Raw genomic sequence first — 19,289 nt, forward strand, 5'->3', positions numbered from 1 at the left:
AACGAGGCGATCCATGCAACGTCTGCTATCCACTCTCATTCTGATGGCCTGCGCCTCCGGCGCCGGCGCCGTAACCAACCAGGAAGACTGGGGTGGGGAAGCCGAGCTGGGGGTGCTGATCACCTCCGGCAACACCGAAGAGACCAACATCAATACCCGCGTAGCGTTGGTGAATGACGTGCCGGGCTGGCGCAACCAGCTCAAGCTGGCGTCGCTGTATTCCAAGGCAGATGGTGAAACCACCTCGGAGGAGTATCGGGCCTCAGCCCAGACCGACTACAAGTTCAGTGAGCGGCAGTTCTGGTTTCTCCGCGGCAGCTATGAGGACGACCGCTTCTCCGGCTACGATTTCGAATCATCGCTGACCTCCGGTTACGGTCATCGGCTATGGCAGCAGGGGGAGCGATCTTTCCTGGAGCTGTCCGCCGGTGGCGGTTATCGCTTCAACCGGTTTGATGAACCGGATGATACCGGTGAGCGGGAAGAGAAAGAGGCTATTACCAGACTCTCCGGGAGGCTGGATTACAGTCTGTCGGAAACCGCCCTGGTCCGACAGACGCTCAGCACGGAAGTGGGACTGGACGACGGTAATACCGTCAGCGAATCGGAAACCTCGCTACAGGCCGCCATCAATGGCAGCCTGTCGATGAAGCTGGCGTTCCGGCTCAAGCACCTGTCTGAACCGCCAGGAGACAGTGAAAACGTCGATACCGAGACTGCGGTGTCGCTGTTGTATGGCTTCTGAAGTGAGGGCTGAGCCCGGGTTAAACCCGGTTTCTCAGCCCCAGTTCGTCGGGGTAGGGGGTGAGGTAATGCTGCATCTCCACATAGTCCACCGGTTCCCGGCGCTGCGCCATTCGCAGTAGTGTCATGGGCACCACCAGCGGGGTTTCGCCCCGGTGGTACGCCTCGATCTGTTCCACCAACACCGCCCGATCCTCGCTGCCCATGGAGGCCCGCAGGAACCCCATCAGATGCTGCATGGCATTGACGTGGGCTCCGCGACTGACCTTCTGGGTCATCGCACCCATGAACTCTTGAATGTAACGATCCGCCAGTGCCTCAAGGGGCTGGGATTTCAGGTCCGCCAGCATTGGTCCCAGTTGGCGGTAAACCGCCTCGCTGTGAGCCAGCAACTGGAATTTGTGGCGGGTATGGAAATCGATCAGAGCCTTGGGCGTCAGGTCTGCCGCTACGTTTTGCAACCAATCGTCGTACACAAACACCCGCTCGACGAAATTCTCCCGCAGCTGGTCGTCGTGGAGCCGGCCTTCTTCCTCCACCGGCAGCAGCGGGTAGGCCTTCATCAGTGCTTCGGCAAACAGACCCTGGGCATCGCGTCGGATGGTGCGGCCCTGGTCGTTGTGGACCTTGATGCGCTCCATGCCACAACTGGGAGACTTGGCCATCAAAATGTAGCCGCGCAGGTGCGACAGGCCCGGCAGGGCGCGTGCGATGGTCTCATGCATGGCGTCGGTGTGGTCGGCGTCGCCCTTGGACTCCACCAGTCGAAGCTCCTCCCCGACCTCACGGAGGTGAATCGCCGGCCGCGGTGTGCCCATGCCGGTGGCCACCTCCGGACAGAAGGGCCGAAACTCAAAGTGCTTCGCCAGTACCTGCGTACAGAAGCGTGAATGCTTGTGGCCGCCATCATGGCGGACGTTCTGCCCCAGCAGGCAGGTGCTGATACCAACCGGAATTCCTGTCACGGCGATCACTCCTTTCGTTGATTACCTAAAAGGCTCTACGAACCCTCAGTGTAATCCGATCTCTCAGACCCCGCCAGGGAGCGCATCAGAGCCTCCCCGGCACAGAAATACCGGCAAACCCACGATTTCCTGCAATCCCACACCAAGCTGCTATTAATAACTAGTGTCCTGTCTGGCCAAGGAATTCGTCAGACGGGACATCAGGGCGCCTCTGATGAACTTCGAATCGCCTCTGCGCGATCCGAGGCTACCTCGACCAGCGTAATGGATAGGCAAGAGCACAGCTGCCGACAGGAGCACTCGGTTACCATGGCCATCAACACACCCAAACCGTCCCGGCCATCGAAAACAATGGCTGACGCTTCCGCGCAGACCGCGGACGACCCTTTGGCCAACGATGAGGATCGGTTCTTCCAGCTGATCGAACAGCTGCCCATGGTCGCCGTGCAGGGTTACGACCGCGAACGGCGGGTCATCTACTGGAATCAGGCCAGCACCCGGATCTACGGTTATTCCGCAGACGAAGCCCTGGGCCGCCGCCTGGAGGACCTGATCATTCCTCACCGCATGCGTGACGAGGTGATCGAGGCCCATCGCGTCTGGCTGGCCGAGGGGGTGGCGATTCCTTCGGCGGAGCTGGAACTGCAGCATCGGGATGGTCATACCGTGCCGGTGTACTCCAGCCACGTACTGCTACGCCAGGCCTCCGGGGCCTGCGAGATGTTCTGTATCGATGTCTGCCTGCAGGAGCAAAAGCGGGCGGAGCAGAAGCTGGTTCGGCAGGCTCATTATGATGGCCTGACGGGGTTGCCCAACCGCTTCAGCATGGAGCAGGAGCTGGCCTGCCGGATCACCCGGGCCGGGAACGAGGGGCAGCGGCTGGCCCTGTTGTTCATCGATCTGGATGAGTTCAAACTGATAAACGATACCCTTGGCCACGATCTCGGCGACCGATTGCTTCAGGCGGTGGCCGCGCGACTGGCGTTGGTGGTTGGTCCGCCAAACTGGCTCAGTCACTTTGGTGGGGATGAGTTTGTCGCCATTCTGGCGGACGTCGACGGACGACCGGAGGTTGAGGGGTTCCTGCAGTCACTGCGCGACCAGTTTGCGGATTGCCTGGTGGTCGATGACGTCGACTACGCCCTGAGCGCCAGCATCGGTGTCAGTCTGTTTCCGGATGATGGCCGTGACAGCCGTTCGCTGATGGGTGCGGCTGACGCCGCCATGCACCAGGCCAAGGCCCGGGGGCGAGACGGCTACTGCTTCTTCAGCCAGGCCATTTCCGATCAGCTACACCGTCACCAGCAGGTGGTGACCTTGATCCGCCAGGGCCTGGAGCGCGACTGGTTCCAGCTCTACTACCAGCCCCAGGTTGACTTGCGCAGCGGTCGGATCAGGTCCTGTGAGGCGTTATTGCGTTGTTTCCCGGCGGAAGGGGGGCCGGTGTCGCCGGCGGAATTTATCCCGGTGGCAGAAAAGTCAGGCCTGATCTGGGAGATCGGCCAGTGGGTGCTGCAGCAGGCCTGCCAGCAGTTGGCACAGTGGCAAACGACGCCCCTGGCCGGTCTGCGTGTGGATATCAACGTTTCCGCCAATCAGCTGATCAAGCAGCGCTTTGATGACCAGGTGCTCGAGGTGACGCGTCAGTTCGGAATCCCGCTCAAACAGCTGGGGCTGGAGCTGACCGAGCACGAAATGATGTCGAGCCAGGACGCTGAGATGGCCCAGCTGCATCGCCTCTACAACGCCGGCGGCCATATTGCCATTGACGACTTTGGCAGCGGCTACTCGTCACTGGTGTATCTGCGGCGGTTGCCGCTGTGCACCCTGAAGATCGACCGGCTGTTCCTGCAGAACGCACTCGGCAACGACGCCGACATGGCCATCCTGGAGGCGATCATCCAGGTCGGTCACCGGCTGGGCCTGACGGTCCTGGTGGAGGGCGTCGAAACCGCGGAGCAGGACCGGTTGGTCCGCGATCTGGGTTGCGATGCCGCCCAGGGGTTTTACTATGCCCTTCCGATGCCTGCTGACGAACTGGTGGCCTTTCTGGCAACCACGACAGGAGCGGATTGGTCAGCCTTCCGCTGAACGGTCGTCCTCCGGCTCGCCAAACCGGCTGGCCAGTACGGTCGCGTAGATGGTGCGAACGTCGTCAGCGAACTGCTCCACCGAATAATCCGCGGCAAATGACAGGGCGTTGTCTGCCAGGCGCTGGCGCAGCTCGTCATCCTCCAGCAACTGTTGCACCCGTTGCAGCCAGAGCTGCTGCTTTTCCGGGGTCTTGTAGCCGTTGTGATCGTCTCGTACCACGTCGTCGATGCCGCTGGAACGCACCGCCACCACCGGCAGGCCCGCCGCCATGGCTTCCAGGATCACCATGCCCTGGGTTTCCGACTTGGAGGCAAACGCGAAGGCGTCGCCAAGGTGGTACCAGGTGGCCATGTCGTCCGGGGGAACGGCGCCGACCAAGGTGAAGTGCCGGCCAAGGTCCAGCTCATCAATGCGCTTCTGCAGTCGCTGGCGCTGATGGCCATCACCAATCATCAGGAACCGGAACGGCACGTCGGTGCGACGCCGCAACTGATCGATGGCATCGATCATGAAATCGATGTTCTTCTCATTGGACAGCCGCGACACGCTCACAAACACCCGCTCGTCGCCAAGTTCGAGTCGCTGGCGCAGCTTGTCGACCTCGCGCTGGTGCACCTCCTGGAAACGCTGATACTCGATACCGGTCGGCTGCACGTAGGTGGGGGTCTTGACGTCAATCATCCGCAGGTACTCCTCGGTGGAGTAAGTGGGCACGATGACCGCATCGCAGCGGTTGGCAAAACGCTTGATGATCTCGTGGGAGATCAGGTTACGGAACAGCCGCCCGGGCAGCGGCACGAAGTGGGCGTAGTGCTCGAGCCGGGTGTGGTAGGTGTAGACCGCCGGGACCCGCAGCCAGCGGGCGATGAACAGCCCCAGGGAACCGATCCAGAAGGGGTGATGAATGTGGATCAGGTCGGGGCGGAAGTCGGCCACCTGCCGCCGCAGGCGGGGCAGGAAAATGTTGGCCAGCCGGAACTCACGTTTTTCGCCCAGCGCCAGCAGCGAGGGTATGCGCAGAACCTGCTCTTCCTCCGCTGGCTGGTCCCGGTAGCGTGGTGCCACCACCAGCACCGAGTCGCCCAGCGCCTTCAGGCCCCGCCGCAGGCGTTCAATGGAGATCGGTACGCCACCGATGAACGGCAGGTAGTTGTTGGTGAACATGGCCACCTTCAATGGCCGCTTCAGCCAGGGTGTGGGGTCCAGGTCATAATCCGGGTAGTAGTCACGACCGACGTACACGGTGACGTAGAGCCGAATGGCGATCACCACGAACACCGCCAGCACCAGCAGGAAGTTCAGGTAGCCGACATAGAACAGGGAGTAGATGAAGAACCAGAAACTCTCCAGTTGCTTCATCACCGGGTGCTGGCCAATCTCCAGTCGATTGAGCTCGATGGCCACGTCTGCATCCGGGTTCTCCGGCACCGTCACCCGTACATAGTGGTAGAAACTGTCCTCGTTGTTGAGCACCAGGCCGCCGGCACCGCCGGTGGTAATGAGCCGGGTATCGTGAACTTTCTGCTCGGCGAAGATGGGGATGCTGGCAGAGAACACCGCGTCCACCCGGTGTTGCTGCAACAGGGACATCAGCGCCTGACGGAATTCCACCGGTTGCAGGTGCTTGTCCTCCATCCCAAACAGCAGGTCCTTGCCGGAGCTGAAGGGCGGGTGGTTGATGAATACAAAGCGGTGGGGACTGTCGTCGCTGGCCAGTTGTTCGTCCAGCCAGCGGATCTGCCAGCGCCAGGGGGTCTTGCCGGTGCTGTCGAGGAACAGTAGCCGGCTGTTGCCGGCGCTCACGCTGTAGAAATGCGGGCCAAAGTGGTCGTAGAAGCGGAAGCTGCCAAAGTTTTCCTGCTCGTTTTCGCCAAAGGTGAGCAGGTAGGGCATCTGCAGGTGTCCCAGGGTGCCCTGCAGTGCCCGGTACTTGTCCTCACCGCCACTGCTGACGGCGTTGCCTGCGGACACCAGGAAATCCACGCCAGAGCGGTTCAGTTCCGGCACGATACGCTGCTCGAAGATCCCGACCGAGTTGTTGATGTTGCCAACCACCGCGAACGAGAACGGCTGATCGGCGGTCAGGGATGCCTGCAGCTCGGCGACCTGGTCGGTGTGGATCGCTTCCAGTCGGGGGCCGTAAAGATTCAGGTACACCTTGTAGCCAATCAGCAGCAGGATGATCAGCAGGTTGAGGTAGAACAGCGCCTTCAGGGGGTGGCGGAAGATCATGGGGTCTTGGTGTCCTTGCTTTGGCGGGCCAGGTCGCGCTGCAGCAGAATCAGGCCGATCAGCATACCCAGGTAGATGGTGAGGAAGCGCCAGGCCACCGTCACCAGCACCAGGTGCTGGCCCGCCAGCAGGTCGCGGAAGAAGGTGCCAAACACGCCCTCGGAGATGCCGGAGGCACCGGGGGTCGGCGCGAAATACATCACGAACGTGGTGACCGTCATCAGGCCCAGGGTCGTCAGGTAAGGAATCTGGTAGTCCAGTGCCGCCAACAGGACCGCCGGCAGACTGAACAGGCACAGCAGGAACCCGACGGTACACAGCACCGACAGCGCCACCCAGCGGCGGGGGCCGGCGAGATAGGCGCGGAAACTGTGGGCAAAGCGGATCAGCTCCCGCTTCAGCCGGAAGCGCCAGCGGCGATAGCGGTCGTCACCCAGCGCATGGGCCCGGTGCAGGCCCGCCAGCATTGCCTGCAACGGCACCAGCAGCCAGCGGGTACGGAACAGCACCAGCGCGAAGAAGGTCAGGTAGATGGCGGCGAACACCGCCAGGGCAGTGCCCAGCTGCTGGTTGAGCGAGAAGGACTGCAGGGCGGGCAGCCACATCAGGAACAGCGGAGCCAGGGTAAAGATCACCGCCACTGCCAGCACCGTGCGGATGGTGGTGGCAGCGGTGGCCCGGCCAAGGGGAATGCCGTGCTGGCGCAGGTATACCACCTGAGCGACGCCGCCACCGGTGGCCATCGGTGTGACGTTGGAAAAGAACAGGTTGATGAACACCAGCTTGAACAGCGCGGCCATCGATAGCCGGTGCCCCAGGGCCCGGAGGGTGAAGTGCAGACGCAGCCCGTCCATCAGGAAGTACAGCAGCACCAGACCGGTGATGGCAATCAGGGAAATGGGGGACAGCAGGCGGTCATCGAAGGCAATGCTGCGACCGGCAAAGCGATCCCAGATGGTGTAGAGCCCGAGGGCGGTCAGCCCCAGGAACAGGGCACTGAAGAGCAGCAGGCGTGTGCCGGAGCCCTGGTTTTCTTCCCTGTTGGACGAGGTCTGGGACGGCGAATCAATCCGTGTGTCACTCATGCGCGTTCCATCGAAGGATGACGGCGCAGTGTAACCATTCCGGGGCCACCTGGCTAATGGCCAGCCGGACTCCCGGTGGCCGGATCAGTGGCCGTAGACCAGGAAGGACGCATCCTGGATGTTGATGTCGGTCATGTACACCGAGCCGATGCTGTGACCGCCCACCTTGAACCGATCGATGTCGAGATCCGCCCGGAAATCGACGTTGTGAATCGACAGGCCATCCTGCCCGCTGGTACCACTGGTGCCCTTGCTGATGGACGCCTCGGCGTAGGCCATGCCGAAGTGGCCCAGCATGTCGTCGCCGCGGTTGTTGTGCAGGCGCAGCCCTTCAATGCCCACTGCGGCGAAGTTGAACAGAATGGCGAAGTTGCCCACGTTCCAGTCGAGCTGGCCGTTGGTGATGGCAAAGTGGCTGCTGATGTGGGTTTCGGCGCCCTGGACCAGGGTGCCGCTGGGCAGCACACGGCTGTTGTCAGTGTTGCCAACCACAATGTCGGTGGGGCCCAGGTAGCCTTGCAGCAGGATGTTCTCAAACATGGTGGTGCTGGTGGGCTGGCCGCCGGTGACAATGGAGTCGATGGCCAGCTCGAAGTCCACCGCATTGAGGTAATCGGTCAGGCTGGCGGGATCGCCGCTGTCCACCGGGCTGAGGTGAATCACCAGATCACCGTCGTTGTACTGACGACCGAATTCGCCAGCCACCGAGTAGCGGTTCATGGCGTCCGCCACCTGCCAGTGATTCGGGTCCAGAGTGCCCTGGTCGCCCCGTCGAGCCAGTTCCGAGAAGCCGTAGTCGAGCACTTCGCCCGGGCCGGCGACGTCCAGGGTCAGTTTGAGGTTGTCGAGCATGGTGCCGTTGTGGCCAGACAGCCGCACCTGGTTGAAATCCAATGGCGCCTCATCGACATAACGCACCTGCCCGATGTCGATCCGTGCCGCCAGTTCCATGGTGATACCTGCCTGGCCGGTCACCACCCCCATCTCACCGTCGTCCAGACGCTCCAGTGCCTGGGTCGGCATTGCTGTCAGCCACAATCCGGCGGATACCAGCAGGCCGGCAGCGGCACTGGCGGAGAAGGAGTCTCGATTCAGAGGCATGGGGCGATCCTTGGCATGGGTGGGGCTGAACCCCGGATTCTTGTTGTAAGGTTACATGTTGTTACAGTAGACGCATCGGGGTATCTGGTCTGTGATTACTCTCACAGACCGGCGCGAATCACAGATCTGGCCCGTCGGGCCAATGGCAGGGTGGTTCAGGCGGAGCGGGACGAGGCCGGTGTGGTGTCGTCCGGGGACAGTGCCTGCAGGATGAGCTGGCGCTGGTGGTTGAAAAACTCGGTGATTTCATGGGCCGCCGCGACCCGGTCCCGGTCCAGGACCGCCTGGGTCAGCCCCTTGAAGAAGCTGGCGGTACGGCGAAGATCCTGGCGATAGCGATCGGCGCTGAGGTAATAGGTGCGACTGACGGCAGGCTTGAAGTTGGTCAGTGCCTCGGTGAGGTAGGGGTTGCCCACCACTTCACAGCAGACATCCATGACATCGAAGCTGGCCTCCACCACCGCCAGCACGTCGGTGCGCTCCTGCAGCCGCCGGGATACCTGCTCGATGTGGCCCAGCAGGCGATCGCGGTGTTCGGGCTGCCAGCGGTCGATCAGACGTTCCACCAGCATCTGCAGCAGGTGCATGTAGACATCGTAGAGCTCGGAGGCGTGCTCGGCGTCAAGCCAGGTGGCGACAGCACCCTTGCGGGGGATGATGTCGACCAGGTGCCAGCGCTCCAGGGTGTACAGCGCTTCCTTGACCGAAGCACGGCTTACCTCCAGTTCGGCGGCGATCTTGACCTCATGAATGCGCTCGCCCGGCCGAATCTGACCAGTCATGATCCGTTCAGCCAGGAAGTTGGCAATCTGTTCGGCGAGGGTGTTGGGGACCTGAAATTCCATGGCGCGAGTTTAGCACACCGGGCCAGAGTGCCATGTCACCTGTGTCACGCCCTTGAAATCCTGCTGACACGCACACAGGTATAGGGTTTACATGGGGCCCGGCGATGGCAGCAGCACCGCGACGCCGGTAGCCCCGGCGAATGAACAGAACAGGGAGCCCACCATGCCCAAGCATTTCGAAGAGGCCCCCGGCCTCTATGATGCCCCGATTCCTGAGACCGAGGGCTACGTCTTCAACCAGACCATGATGCGAATCAAGGACCCGGCCGTCAGCCTGGACTTCTACACCCGGGTGCTGGGTATGAGCCTGGTTCGCAAGCTCGATTTCCCGGAGATGCAGTTCAGCCTCTACTTCCTGGGTTACCTGGATGAGCGTCAGGCGGCAGCCGTACCCCGGGACGAGGCCCACCGCACCACCTTCACCTTCGGGCGCGAGGCGATGCTGGAGCTGACCCACAACTGGGGGACCGAGGACGATCCGGACTTCCACTATCACAATGGCAATGACCAGCCCCAGGGCTTTGGCCACATCGGCATTGCGGTACCGGATGTGTATCGGGCGGCGGAGCGTTTTGATGAGCTTGGGGTGGAATTCATCAAACGGCCGGATGACGGCAAGATGAAAGGCCTGGCCTTCATTCAGGACCCGGATGGTTACTGGATCGAGATCCTCCAGCCCAACATGCTGGAAAAGCAGCGCCGCGACCACGACTGATCGCGGCGGTCCGGCGGGTAGCAGTGCCCGTCGGCACCGTCCGGCATCAGTGCGATCAGCCCAGCACCAGCACGATCAGCTCCCGCGGGCCGTGAACGCCATAGGCCAGGGTCTGTTCGATATCGGCGGTCTTGGAAGGGCCTGAAATCAGCAGGGCGTTGGTCGGCATCCCCGCAGACCAGCCCTGCTGGCGCAGGGCATCCAGAAACGTGCTGTACAGCTGGTCGGCGTCCAGCACCGCAATGTGAATGGGTGGCACCAGACTCATCAGTCTCGGCTCGTCCCGGGTCGGCCACAGGATCAGCGAGCCGGTTTCGGCGATGCCGCCAAGGGTCGACGTCAGGCTGGCATCAACGTCGTTGAACAGCGATGGCTGCCAGGCCTCGATCACCTGGTCGTACGCCAGCAGTGTTGGCAGGTCGTCACGGCCACTTTGCCGCAGGGCCTGACCAAGTGGGTGTTCCACCGGCGCCAGCAGATTGCGTACCTTCCGGGCCTGCAGAATCTCCGCCAGCCGGAGCAGCCAGTGCGCCCGGTCGACCCGGTGAACCTCTCCGTGCACCGACTCCAGTGTTTGCTCAAACCGTTGCAGGCACTCCTCCTGACTCCACGGTGGCCGCTCCATTGAGGTGAAGTCCAGCGGTGTTGCCTCAGCCGCGGTGTCCGTTGCGGCCCTGAGCCGATCCAGAATCTGTTTCCGTGCGTTCATGATTCGTCAGACTCCTGCTTGGACCGTTGTCGCACCCATTGGTGCAGGCTGCGGCTGGCCAGTCGTGGTGCCGTGCGGTACTGGGTCCAGGCACCCAGGTTTGCGGGCTGCAGACGGCGGAAGCGGGTGGCCAGGGCGGTACCCAGCCGGTAGCGGCCGCCATTGCTGTGCAGCCAGCGCCAGCTGCGCCAGGCCACCGCTTCCACCGGGTTGCGCTTACTGCCATGGCCGGCGACCCGGGACGGGTGTAAGCGGTCGCCGTCCACCGCCTCCCGGCGCAGGCGGACCAGCAGATCGGGGATCGGGATGCGTACCGGGCACACCTCACCGCAGGCGCCACACAAGCTGGAGGCACTGGGCAGGTGGCGGGTCGAGGCCAGGCCAAGCAGATGGGGCATCAGGATCTTGCCAATGGGGCCGGGGTAGGTGGTGCCGTAGGTGTGGCCGCCAACCCGAGTGTAGACCGGGCAATGGTTCATGCAGGCACCGCAGCGAATGCAGCGCAGGGTGTCGCGCAGCTCCGGGTCCTGGTAAAGCGTGGCGCGGCCGTTGTCCACCAGCACCACGTGAACTTCCTCGGGGCCGTCCAGCTCGTCCGGCTGGCGGGGGCCGGAGATCATATTGAAGTAGGTGGTGATGTGCTGGCCGGTGGCGGAGCGGGTCAGCAGTGCCAGCAGTACCGCCACTTCGTCCAGGCCCGGCACCACTTTCTCGATGCCGGTGACGGCAATGTGGCAGGGTGGCACGGTGGTGGTCATGCGGCCATTGCCCTCGTTCTCCACCAGGCACAGGGTTCCGGTACTGGCGACCGCGAAGTTGACCCCGGAAATGCCCACATCCGCCTGCATGAATTTCTCCCGCAGTTGCTGGCGGGCACTGGCGGTCAGGTACTCGACATCGTGGGAGCGCCGGGTGCCGGTCTTGTCGTGCAGCAGCTCGGAGATCTCATCGGTGTTCTTGTGGATCGCGGGCATGATGATGTGGGAGGGCGTTTCCTCCGCCAACTGGACAATGTACTCGCCCAGGTCCGACTCCAGCGCCTCGATGCCGTGCTGCTCCAGATAATGGTTCAGCTCCATCTCCTCCGACACCATCGACTTGCCCTTGATCACCCGCCGGGCGTCGCGGGCGCGGCAGATGTCGGTGACGATGCGACAGGCATGGTCACCATCCACCGCCCAATGAACCTGAATGCCGTTGGCCTGAAGTTGTTGCTCCAGTTGCTCCAGCAGGTTGGGCAGCTCGGCCAGGGCGCGCTGGCGAACCGCCGCCCCCAGGTCCCGCAGGGCGTCCAGATCCCAGTCGGCGAACGCAGCCTTGCGTTTGGCCATCAGCCCATCCATTGCGCGACGGAAGTTCTGTCGTACCTGGGGATCACTCAGCGCGGCCCGGGCCCGGGGGTGGAACTGTTCAACGTCGGACGGGGGTGGCTGGGCGGTCATGGCGTGACCTCTCTATCCTCTCGATCCTGTCCACCCGGTCCACCCTGGGTCCGCTGCCACAGGAACGATAGGATATGCTGGCCCCGCAGTGGTTGCTGTTCCTTCTCGGCGTGGCCATCGATGTTCATCAGGCAACCACAGTCGGTGGTGACAAAGGCGCGGGCGCCGGTATCAACCAGGCTGCTGACCTTCTCATTGACCATGGCGCCGGAGATCTCCGGGTGGCGTACCGCAAAGGTGCCGCCAAAGCCACAGCATTCCTCCGCCCGTACCTGTTCCACCAGGGTGACCTTGTCCAGCTGGCCAAGCAGTGCTGGCCCCACGGCGGCGATGCCCATTTCCCGCCGTGCGGAGCAGGAGGTGTGCATGGCGACCGTCACTGGTTCACCCTGATCCCGCAGCTTGATGTGGCAGACGTTGAGCAGAAAGTCGGTCAGCTCCCAGACTCGGGCCGCTACCTCATTGGCCAGCGCCTGCTGCGGCGTGTCCTGAAACAGTGCGGGGTAGTGCTGGCGCATCATGCCGGCACAGGACCCGGAAGGCACCACAATGGGCCATGGTTCGTCAAACAGCGGAAGTTGGGCGGCGGCGACGGCGCGGGCGTCGTCGTGGTAACCGGAAGTGTAGGCGGGCTGGCCGCAGCAGGTCTGGGCCTGGGGGAACAGCACCTCAATGCCTTCCCGTTCCAGCAACTGGATGCCGGCCATACCGGCATCCGGGAAGAACAGGTCCACCAGACAGGTGCCGAAGAAGAACACCTTTTGCGGTTTGGCGGGATAGACCTTAACCGGCTCTGTCATCAGACCTCCCACTGCATGCGGACTCGGTGGCTGCGCACGCGCAACCACACCGACGTCTCCTAAACTTATGCAGCGGGAGCGAGCCTGTCCAGAAGCCCGTTAACCAAACTACGGCGTGGCGGGACGGTCCACGGTCAGCCGGGGGCTGTTCTTGGCCAGGGTCTGGTTACCAATGCCCCGGACCTTGGTGAGGTCCTCCGTGCTCTGAAAGGGGCCGTGATCATTGCGGTAGCTGACGATCGCCTGGGCCTTGGCCGGGCCGATGCCATCCAGTGCGGTCAGTTGTTCGACGGTGGCGGTATTGATGTTGATGGGGGCGACAGCGTTCGCCGGGTCCGCCTGCAGGGGCAGGGTCAGCAGCGACAGCACAAGTGCCAGAGTCGCGAGGATCGGGCTGCGATGAAGGGGTTTCCGGGGTACGAGGTTGTGCATGGATTTCTCCTGGGCGCATGGACTCGCGGACCAGGATCTGCAAGATCAGGTGCTGCCGGTGGCAGACGATTGGCTGGATAACCCGCGGTCCGGTGTTGGTAACAGCGACAAGGGGTTTGGCTCGGCCACGCAGGCCGACACCAGCCAATAACCGGTATGCCTTGAGAAGGCGCCCGACAACGAAAACAGACAGAGGGAAACATGCAGGTAAAGCTGGGGGAGAAAGGGGCACGGAAAGGCTCACAATCCTTGTAAACCTTCTCCGTCGCCGGCCTGACGCCCGGTCCTTCGGGCTGCCCTGCTCCGTGGGCAGTCGTCCATGTACGCTCACATCCTGTGAGCCCATCCGTTCATCCGTATGCCTGCTTCCGTGCGGGCTTGTCATCCTTGACACTGTCTATTCTAGGTAAGTGCCGAGTTGGTGCCAAAGGACATTGCCGACGGTTCGTGTGCGATATCTCCTACAGTGGTGTAGGCGCTGGCGCACCAAATGAGATCAATTCCTGTTCATATTTTTCAGCTGCGCCAGCAGTTCCCCGGCGGGCCAGGCCCGGCGTCGGGTTTCGCACTGATGAACCAGCCTGGTGAGGGTGTCGTTGATCGGTGCCTGGCGGCCCTGGGCATGGGCGAGAGCGACCACTTCGCCGTTGATCCAGTCCACTTCGGTGGCGCGGCCGGCCTCCAGATCTTCCCACATGGACGAGCGGGCGACCGGGTCCATGGCCAGCATTTTTTTCGCCAGCCGGGTGAACAACCAGTCCGGCGCCCGCATCAGCGTGGGTATCCAGCGGGTGGGCAGACCGGTCAGTTTGATCACCGGAATGCCTGCTCGGTCCAGCAGAGTCAGGGTTTCTTCCTGGGCCAGCGCCAGGCAGCGCCGGTAGTCCCGCTGGGAGAGTTCCTCCAGCAGCGGCACGCCAGACAGGGCGTTGATGGGGTTGTTCAGGTTGAGCAGCAGCTTGGACCACATCACCGAAAGCATGTCCTGACGTAGCTCCAGCGGCAGACCCGCGGCGTTGAACAACCCCAGCCAGGGTTCCAGAACGGCGTCGTAAGCTGCCATCAGATGGCCTTCGGTACCCTGATGAAAGTGCCCGGGGGCCTGCTGCAGAACATTGAATGGCACCATACCCGCCAGTACACGGGCATCGGGCATGGCCGCCGCCAGGGTGTCGGCGTTGGAAATGCCATTCTGCAGGCTGATCACCGGCGTGCCAGCCGGCAACACCTCTGCCAGTTGATGGCCGGCTTCCGCGGTAGCGGCGGATTTGACCGTGACCAGTACCAGGTCTGCGTCAGCGGCCGCGCTGGGGTCGGTGACGTAGTGGCCCTCGGACAACTGCTGGCTGTGGCGGAAACCCTGGTAATCGCTGGCGACCAGTGGGTGTTGCTGTAACACCGCCTGTAACCGGGGGCGACCGATGAAGCGGACCTCTGCGCCTGCGGCCAGTAGCCGGGCGCCCAGGTAGCAACCGACGCTGCCGGCGCCAAAAATGGCGATCCGGCCGGGGGGATTGGTGGCGGTGTGATCGTAGGTGTGGGCCATGGCGACATCCTGGGGCGGCGTTTTTGTTGTTCTGACAGCTTGGGAGCCTCTGCCATCTTTTCGTGACATCTGACGATTGTGACATCAGGCCAAGTAACCATACTGTCCCCGCGAGCCGCGTCAACTACTCTTCGGCAGCGGTCGCCTGTTGGCGCTGGTATTCGGCGGCCTCGCGGATGCGCTCCATGGTGATTTCCTTCACCGCGTCCTGACTGCTGCGGATGTGGCTGGCCAACAGGTCGGCGGCGTGGCTTGCTTCGCCCCGGCGGAGGGCGTCGAGAATCTCCGCGTGCTCCTCGTAGGTGGCGTCGATGCGATCGTCACGGGTGAAGTCGAGCCGACGGATGATGCGCAGGCGTTCGGTGATCTCCCGGTGAATGCGAGTCATCTCGCGATTGCCGGCAGCGGCCACCAGGTCACAGTGGAAGCTCTCATCCAGCGCCCGCACGGTACTGCCCACCGCCCGTTCAGAGGGATGATCCGGGTTCCAGATCGCCGTCAGGGTGCGCAGGGTCGGCGGTGGTTCCGGCAGAAGACAGAGCTTCTCCACCGCTGCCCGCTCCAGGGTGATGCGCAGATCGTACAGGTCGGCCACCTGCTGGAAGTCCAGCGGCCGCACCTGCCAGCCGCTGCGGAACAGCACGTCCACATAGCCTTCCCGCTGCAACCGGTACAATGCCTCGCGCACCGGAGTGCGACTGGCCTGCAGCCGGCCGCCGATATCGCCCTCACTGAAACGGTCGCCAGGAATCAGGCGGAACTCGAAGATGTCTGCCTTGAGGGCCTCGTAGACCCGATCGGCCATGCTTTCCTTGCGACGGCCCGGGGATTTTTCTGTCATGACTCTTGCTCCCTAAGTCACCGGGCACCCTCAAACAGAGGAGGGCGCCCGGCCTGGGTTATATCTCAATGCTAAGCAACGGTTCGCCCGGCGTCACGGCCTTGCCGGCCTGAACATGCAGGGCCGAGACGGTGCCATCGTGGCTGGCGAGGACTTCAAACTCCATCTTCATGGCCTCCACCACCAGCACCCGGTCGCCCTTGCTGACCCTGTCCCCGGGTTTCACCAGGCACTGCCAGATGTTGCCTGCCATGTCCGCGCTCACCAGCTCGCCGAAGCGGGCCAGATCGGCGGTGTCGGTTGCCGGTGGCGCCTTGGCCAGCCGCTCCAGGGTGTCGGCTTCGCTGTCTTTCCAGCGCGCCACCTCCTGTTGGTAGGCCGACCGCTGGCTCTGGCGGAACTCGGCGATGGCGCCGGCGTTGGCGTCCAGAAAGGCCTGGTGGGAGGCCAGCTCAAAGGTGGTGTGTTCAATCTCGATGCTGAGCTGGCCGGCGCGGAACAGATCCCGCTGACGCTCCAGTTCCTGCTCCGACACCGGGTAGTAGCAGACCTGATCAAAGAAGTTCAGCAGCCAGGGCTGGCCGTCCTGAAACTGCGGGTTCTTCAGGTAGCGGTTCCAGATGGGCAGGGTCCGCCCCACCAGCTGGTAGCCCCCCGGGGAGTCCATGCCGTAGATGCACATGTAGATGCCACCAATACCCACCGTGCCCTCGGCGGTGTAGGTGCGAGCCGGGTTGTACTTGGAGGTCAGCAGCCGGTGCCTGGGGTCCAGCGGCACCGCGCAGGGCGCCCCCAGGTAGACATCGCCGAGCCCGAGCACCAGATAACGGGCGCTGTAGAGCACGTCGCGAACCTGCTCCCGTTCCGCCAGGCCGTTGATGCGCTGGATAAAGTCGACGTTGTTGGGCAGCCAGGGCGCCTCATCCCGCACCGACTGGCGATAACGTTCCACCGCCTCAAGGGTGGCGCTGTCCTCGAACGCCATGGGCAGGTGCAGCACCCGGCTGGGGACGGACAGCTCGTGGGTTGGCGGCAGCCGCTCCTCCAGCGCCAACAGCTGATCCACCAGCGCCTGCTGGGGCAGCACCCGGGGATCGTAGCGCAGTTGCAGCGAGCGCACGCCGGGGGACAGCTCCAGCAGCCCCGGCGGCAGCCGTTCCTTCAGGGTTTCCATCAGCGCGTGGATGCGCAGGCGGGCTCCCAGGTCGAGCTCGTTGGGGCCGTATTCCATCAGGATGTACTGATCCCCGGCCTGGCGATAGCACACTTCCGGGCGCTGATCGGTGCCGGCCAGGTGTCCCAGCAGGGTGGCGGAGCGGTCCGCCTGCGGCGCCAGCGACGGCCGCTGCCAGGGTACCGGGGCGCTGGCGGTGAGGCTCTCGACAGCGCGGTCGCAGCGCTCTGACAACGCCACCGCCGTGGCCTGGTCCATCGCCACAAAGCGGATGGTGTCGCCGGGTTTGACCTGTCCCACCTTCCACAGCTCGGCACTGGCGATGGTTACCGGACACACGAAGCCGCCCAGGCTGGGGCCGTCACGGGTCAGGATCACCGGCATGTCGCCGGTAAAGTTGATGGAGCCGATGGCGTACTCACAATCGTGAATGTTGGACGGATGCAGCCCGGCCTCCCCGCCGTCGGTACGGGTGAACGACGGCTTGGGGCCGTTCAGGCGGATGCCCAGGCGGTTGGAGTTGTAGTGCACCTCCCAATCCTGCTGGAAGAATTCCTCGATGGAGCGCTCGGTGAAGAAGTCCGGCGCGCCATGGGGACCATACAGCACGCCGATCTGCCAGTGGCTGGGGTAGTCCGGTACCAGTGCCGGGTCGGCCGCCGCCGGCGCGTGGGTGGGGGCCGGCGTGGTGCAGGCCGGCAGCTCCGGCTGGCTGATGGCGAGGGTGTCCCCGGGGCGCAGCGGCCGGCCACCATGGCCACCGAACTGGCCCAGGGCAAAGGTGGCGCGGCTGCCCAGGTACACCGGCACATCGAGCCCGCCCCGTACCGCCAGATAGGTACGGCAGCCCGAGGTGGCCTTGCCGACCGCCAGCACCTGGCCGGCACGCACGCTCACGGGGGTCCAGAAGGGCACCGGCTGATCATCCAGGGTGGCCGGGGAGGGCGCACCGGTGAGGGCGATAACGGTGTCCTGATGGAACGTCAGTTCCGGCCCCACCAGGGTGGCTTCCAGGCCGGCGGCGTCGGGGTGGTTGCCCACAATGCGGTTGGCCAGGCGGAAGGCGTAGTCGTCCATCGGCCCGGAAGGGGGCACCCCGATGTGCCAGTAGCCCATCCGGCCCGGGCAGTCCTGCACTGTGGTGTAGGTGCCCGGCTGGCGCACCGAGACTGCCGCCGGCTGGTAGTCGAAGCTGTCCAGCGCGCGGGTGGACACCTCGCCTGCGGCGAAGGCCGGGTTGGCCACCACCTGGCGCAGGTAATCCAGGTTGGTGGCGATGCCCATCAGCCGGGTGCTGGCCAGCGCCTGTTGCAGCCGCTGCAGCGCCTCGGCACGGTCGGCGCCGTGGACAATCAGTTTGGCGATCATCGGGTCGTAGTGGGCCGAGACCTCACTGCCGTTCTCCACCCAGGTGTCTATGCGGACCTCGCCGTCCGGCCAGTGCACGTCGGTGAGCTCGCCCGGGCTGGGCTGGAAATCCCGCAGCGGGTCCTCAGCGTAGATCCGCACCTCCATCGCAGCGCCGGAAAACGCCGGGGTGAAGCCGGCCAGATCCGGGCCCTGGCCGGCGGCGATGGTGAGCATCCACTCGATCAGGTCGAGCCCGGTGACCGCCTCGGTGACCGGGTGTTCCACCTGCAGCCGGGTGTTCACCTCCAGGAAGTAGAACTCGTCCCGCTGGGCGTCGTAGATGTACTCCACGGTGCCGGCGGAGCGGTAGTTCACCGATTGCCCCAGGGCCACGGCGGCGTCCAGCATTTTCTGGCGGGTGGCTGCCGGCAGGTTGGGGGCCGGGGTTTCCTCCACCACCTTCTGGTTGCGGCGTTGCAGCGAGCAGTCCCGTTCGCCAAGGGCGACCACATGGCCGGCGCCGTCGCCGACGATCTGTACTTCGACATGGCGGGCGCGGGCGATGAAGCGCTCAAGAAACACGCCACTGTCGTTAAAGAAGCTCTGGCCCAGACGCTGGACCGAATCGAAGGCGTCCCGCAGGGCGGCCTCATCGTCGCAGCGGGTCAGGCCGATGCCGCCACCACCGGCGGTGCTCTTGAGCATCACCGGGTAGCCCAGCTCGGCGGCGGTGGTGAGGGCCTCGTCCAGGTCCGCCAACAGGCCGCTGCCTGGAGCGAGCGGAACGCCGGCCTGCTCTGCCAGTTCCCGGGCACGGTGCTTGAGACCAAAGTCCCGCATCTGCTGCGGGGTAGGGCCGACAAAGGCAATGCCGGCGGCTTCGCAGGCCTCGGCAAAGCCGGCGTTCTCCGACAGGAAACCATAGCCCGGCAGGATGGCCTGGGCGCCGGTCTGGCGGGCGGCAGCGAGGATCTGCTCGCCGTCCAGGTAAGTCTCACTCGCACCCTGGCCGGTCAGAGCAATGGCCTCATCCGCCTGCTGGACGTGCTGGCTGTGGCGGTCCGGCTCGGCGTACACCGCGACACTGGCGATGCCCAGCCGGGCCAGGGTGCGCAGCGAGCGGACGGCGATCTCACCGCGGTTGGCAATCAGTACCTTGGTGAACGGCAGGGGACCGTTAACGGGTGTCGGAATTGGGTTGGTCATGGCGGTCT

The 19,289-nt window shown here is 63.8% G+C and carries 16 protein-coding genes; 4 read left to right on the forward strand and 12 right to left on the reverse strand.

What is annotated here, in order from left to right; genetic code table 11:
* The first annotated feature begins 13 nt into the window (after window positions 1-13).
* Window positions 14-745, forward strand: coding sequence for a DUF481 domain-containing protein (locus J2887_RS04810; RefSeq protein ID WP_227174502.1), 732 nt, complete (start codon window positions 14-16; stop codon window positions 743-745).
* Window positions 746-764: 19 nt separating this feature from the next.
* On the opposite strand, the gene J2887_RS04815 is transcribed toward J2887_RS04810, so the two are convergent.
* The gene (locus J2887_RS04815) at window positions 765-1,709 is read right to left on the reverse strand and encodes a YbgA family protein (RefSeq protein WP_227174503.1); all 945 of its coding nucleotides are present in this window, start codon (window positions 1,707-1,709) and stop codon (window positions 765-767) included.
* Window positions 1,710-2,060: 351 nt separating this feature from the next.
* Here J2887_RS04815 and J2887_RS04820 point away from each other — a divergent pair, with 351 nt between their 5' ends.
* Window positions 2,061-3,800 (forward strand): putative bifunctional diguanylate cyclase/phosphodiesterase, encoded by a 1,740-nt coding sequence (locus tag J2887_RS04820; RefSeq protein WP_227174504.1) that lies wholly within the window; start codon window positions 2,061-2,063, stop codon window positions 3,798-3,800.
* Here the strand turns inward: J2887_RS04820 and J2887_RS04825 are convergent.
* From J2887_RS04825 to J2887_RS04840, 4 genes are all read right to left on the reverse strand, one after another.
* On the reverse strand, window positions 3,786-6,035 hold the full coding sequence (locus J2887_RS04825) for a glycosyltransferase (protein WP_227174506.1): 2,250 nt from the start codon (window positions 6,033-6,035) through the stop codon (window positions 3,786-3,788). The two genes, J2887_RS04820 and J2887_RS04825, sit on opposite strands and share 15 nt — an antisense overlap.
* Window positions 6,032-7,120: a lysylphosphatidylglycerol synthase transmembrane domain-containing protein gene (locus J2887_RS04830; protein ID WP_227174508.1), complete on the reverse strand. Its 1,089-nt coding sequence runs from the start codon at window positions 7,118-7,120 to the stop codon at window positions 6,032-6,034. Before J2887_RS04830 ends, J2887_RS04825 begins: the two co-directional genes overlap by 4 nt.
* Before the next feature lie 84 nt (window positions 7,121-7,204).
* Entirely contained in the window at window positions 7,205-8,221 is a 1,017-nt protein-coding gene (locus tag J2887_RS04835; RefSeq protein ID WP_227174510.1) for a DUF6160 family protein, read from the reverse strand.
* Window positions 8,222-8,376: 155 nt separating this feature from the next.
* Window positions 8,377-9,066, reverse strand: coding sequence for a GntR family transcriptional regulator (locus J2887_RS04840; protein WP_227174512.1), 690 nt, complete (start codon window positions 9,064-9,066; stop codon window positions 8,377-8,379).
* 163 nt (window positions 9,067-9,229) lie between these two features.
* Between J2887_RS04840 and gloA the strand changes: the two genes are divergently transcribed.
* Complete coding sequence (gloA, locus tag J2887_RS04845; RefSeq protein ID WP_227174514.1) at window positions 9,230-9,781, forward strand: lactoylglutathione lyase; 552 nt, start codon at window positions 9,230-9,232, stop codon at window positions 9,779-9,781.
* Between the two features lie 55 nt (window positions 9,782-9,836).
* Here the strand turns inward: gloA and J2887_RS04850 are convergent, their stop codons facing one another.
* The 4 genes from J2887_RS04850 to J2887_RS04865 form a co-directional block, all read right to left on the reverse strand.
* Window positions 9,837-10,490: a LutC/YkgG family protein gene (locus J2887_RS04850; protein ID WP_227174516.1), complete on the reverse strand. Its 654-nt coding sequence runs from the start codon at window positions 10,488-10,490 to the stop codon at window positions 9,837-9,839.
* Window positions 10,487-11,932 (reverse strand): LutB/LldF family L-lactate oxidation iron-sulfur protein, encoded by a 1,446-nt coding sequence (locus J2887_RS04855; protein WP_227174518.1) that lies wholly within the window; start codon window positions 11,930-11,932, stop codon window positions 10,487-10,489. The genes J2887_RS04850 and J2887_RS04855 overlap by 4 nt, the downstream gene beginning before the upstream one ends.
* Window positions 11,929-12,732 carry a (Fe-S)-binding protein gene (locus J2887_RS04860; RefSeq protein ID WP_227174520.1) on the reverse strand — a complete coding sequence of 268 codons (804 nt, stop codon included), beginning with the start codon at window positions 12,730-12,732 and terminating at the stop codon, window positions 11,929-11,931. The genes J2887_RS04855 and J2887_RS04860 overlap by 4 nt, the downstream gene beginning before the upstream one ends.
* Before the next feature lie 108 nt (window positions 12,733-12,840).
* Window positions 12,841-13,164, reverse strand: coding sequence for a ComEA family DNA-binding protein (locus J2887_RS04865; RefSeq protein WP_227174522.1), 324 nt, complete (start codon window positions 13,162-13,164; stop codon window positions 12,841-12,843).
* On the opposite strand from J2887_RS04865, the gene J2887_RS04870 reads away from it, so the two are divergent.
* Entirely contained in the window at window positions 13,163-13,315 is a 153-nt protein-coding gene (locus J2887_RS04870; protein ID WP_227174523.1) for a hypothetical protein, read from the forward strand. The two genes, J2887_RS04865 and J2887_RS04870, sit on opposite strands and share 2 nt — an antisense overlap.
* Before the next feature lie 345 nt (window positions 13,316-13,660).
* Here the strand turns inward: J2887_RS04870 and J2887_RS04875 are convergent, their stop codons facing one another.
* The 3 genes from J2887_RS04875 to uca form a co-directional block, all read right to left on the reverse strand.
* Window positions 13,661-14,710, reverse strand: coding sequence for a 2-dehydropantoate 2-reductase (locus J2887_RS04875; RefSeq protein WP_227174525.1), 1,050 nt, complete (start codon window positions 14,708-14,710; stop codon window positions 13,661-13,663).
* Window positions 14,711-14,834: 124 nt separating this feature from the next.
* On the reverse strand, window positions 14,835-15,551 hold the full coding sequence (locus tag J2887_RS04880; RefSeq protein ID WP_227174527.1) for a GntR family transcriptional regulator: 717 nt from the start codon (window positions 15,549-15,551) through the stop codon (window positions 14,835-14,837).
* Between the two features lie 58 nt (window positions 15,552-15,609).
* A complete protein-coding gene (uca, locus tag J2887_RS04885) occupies window positions 15,610-19,281 on the reverse strand; it encodes an urea carboxylase (protein ID WP_227174529.1) in 3,672 nt (1,223 codons plus the stop codon).
* Window positions 19,282-19,289: the final 8 nt, after the last annotated feature.

The organism is Marinobacter sp. CA1, from assembly GCF_020546665.1.
Lineage (GTDB): Bacteria > Pseudomonadota > Gammaproteobacteria > Pseudomonadales > Oleiphilaceae > Marinobacter > Marinobacter xestospongiae.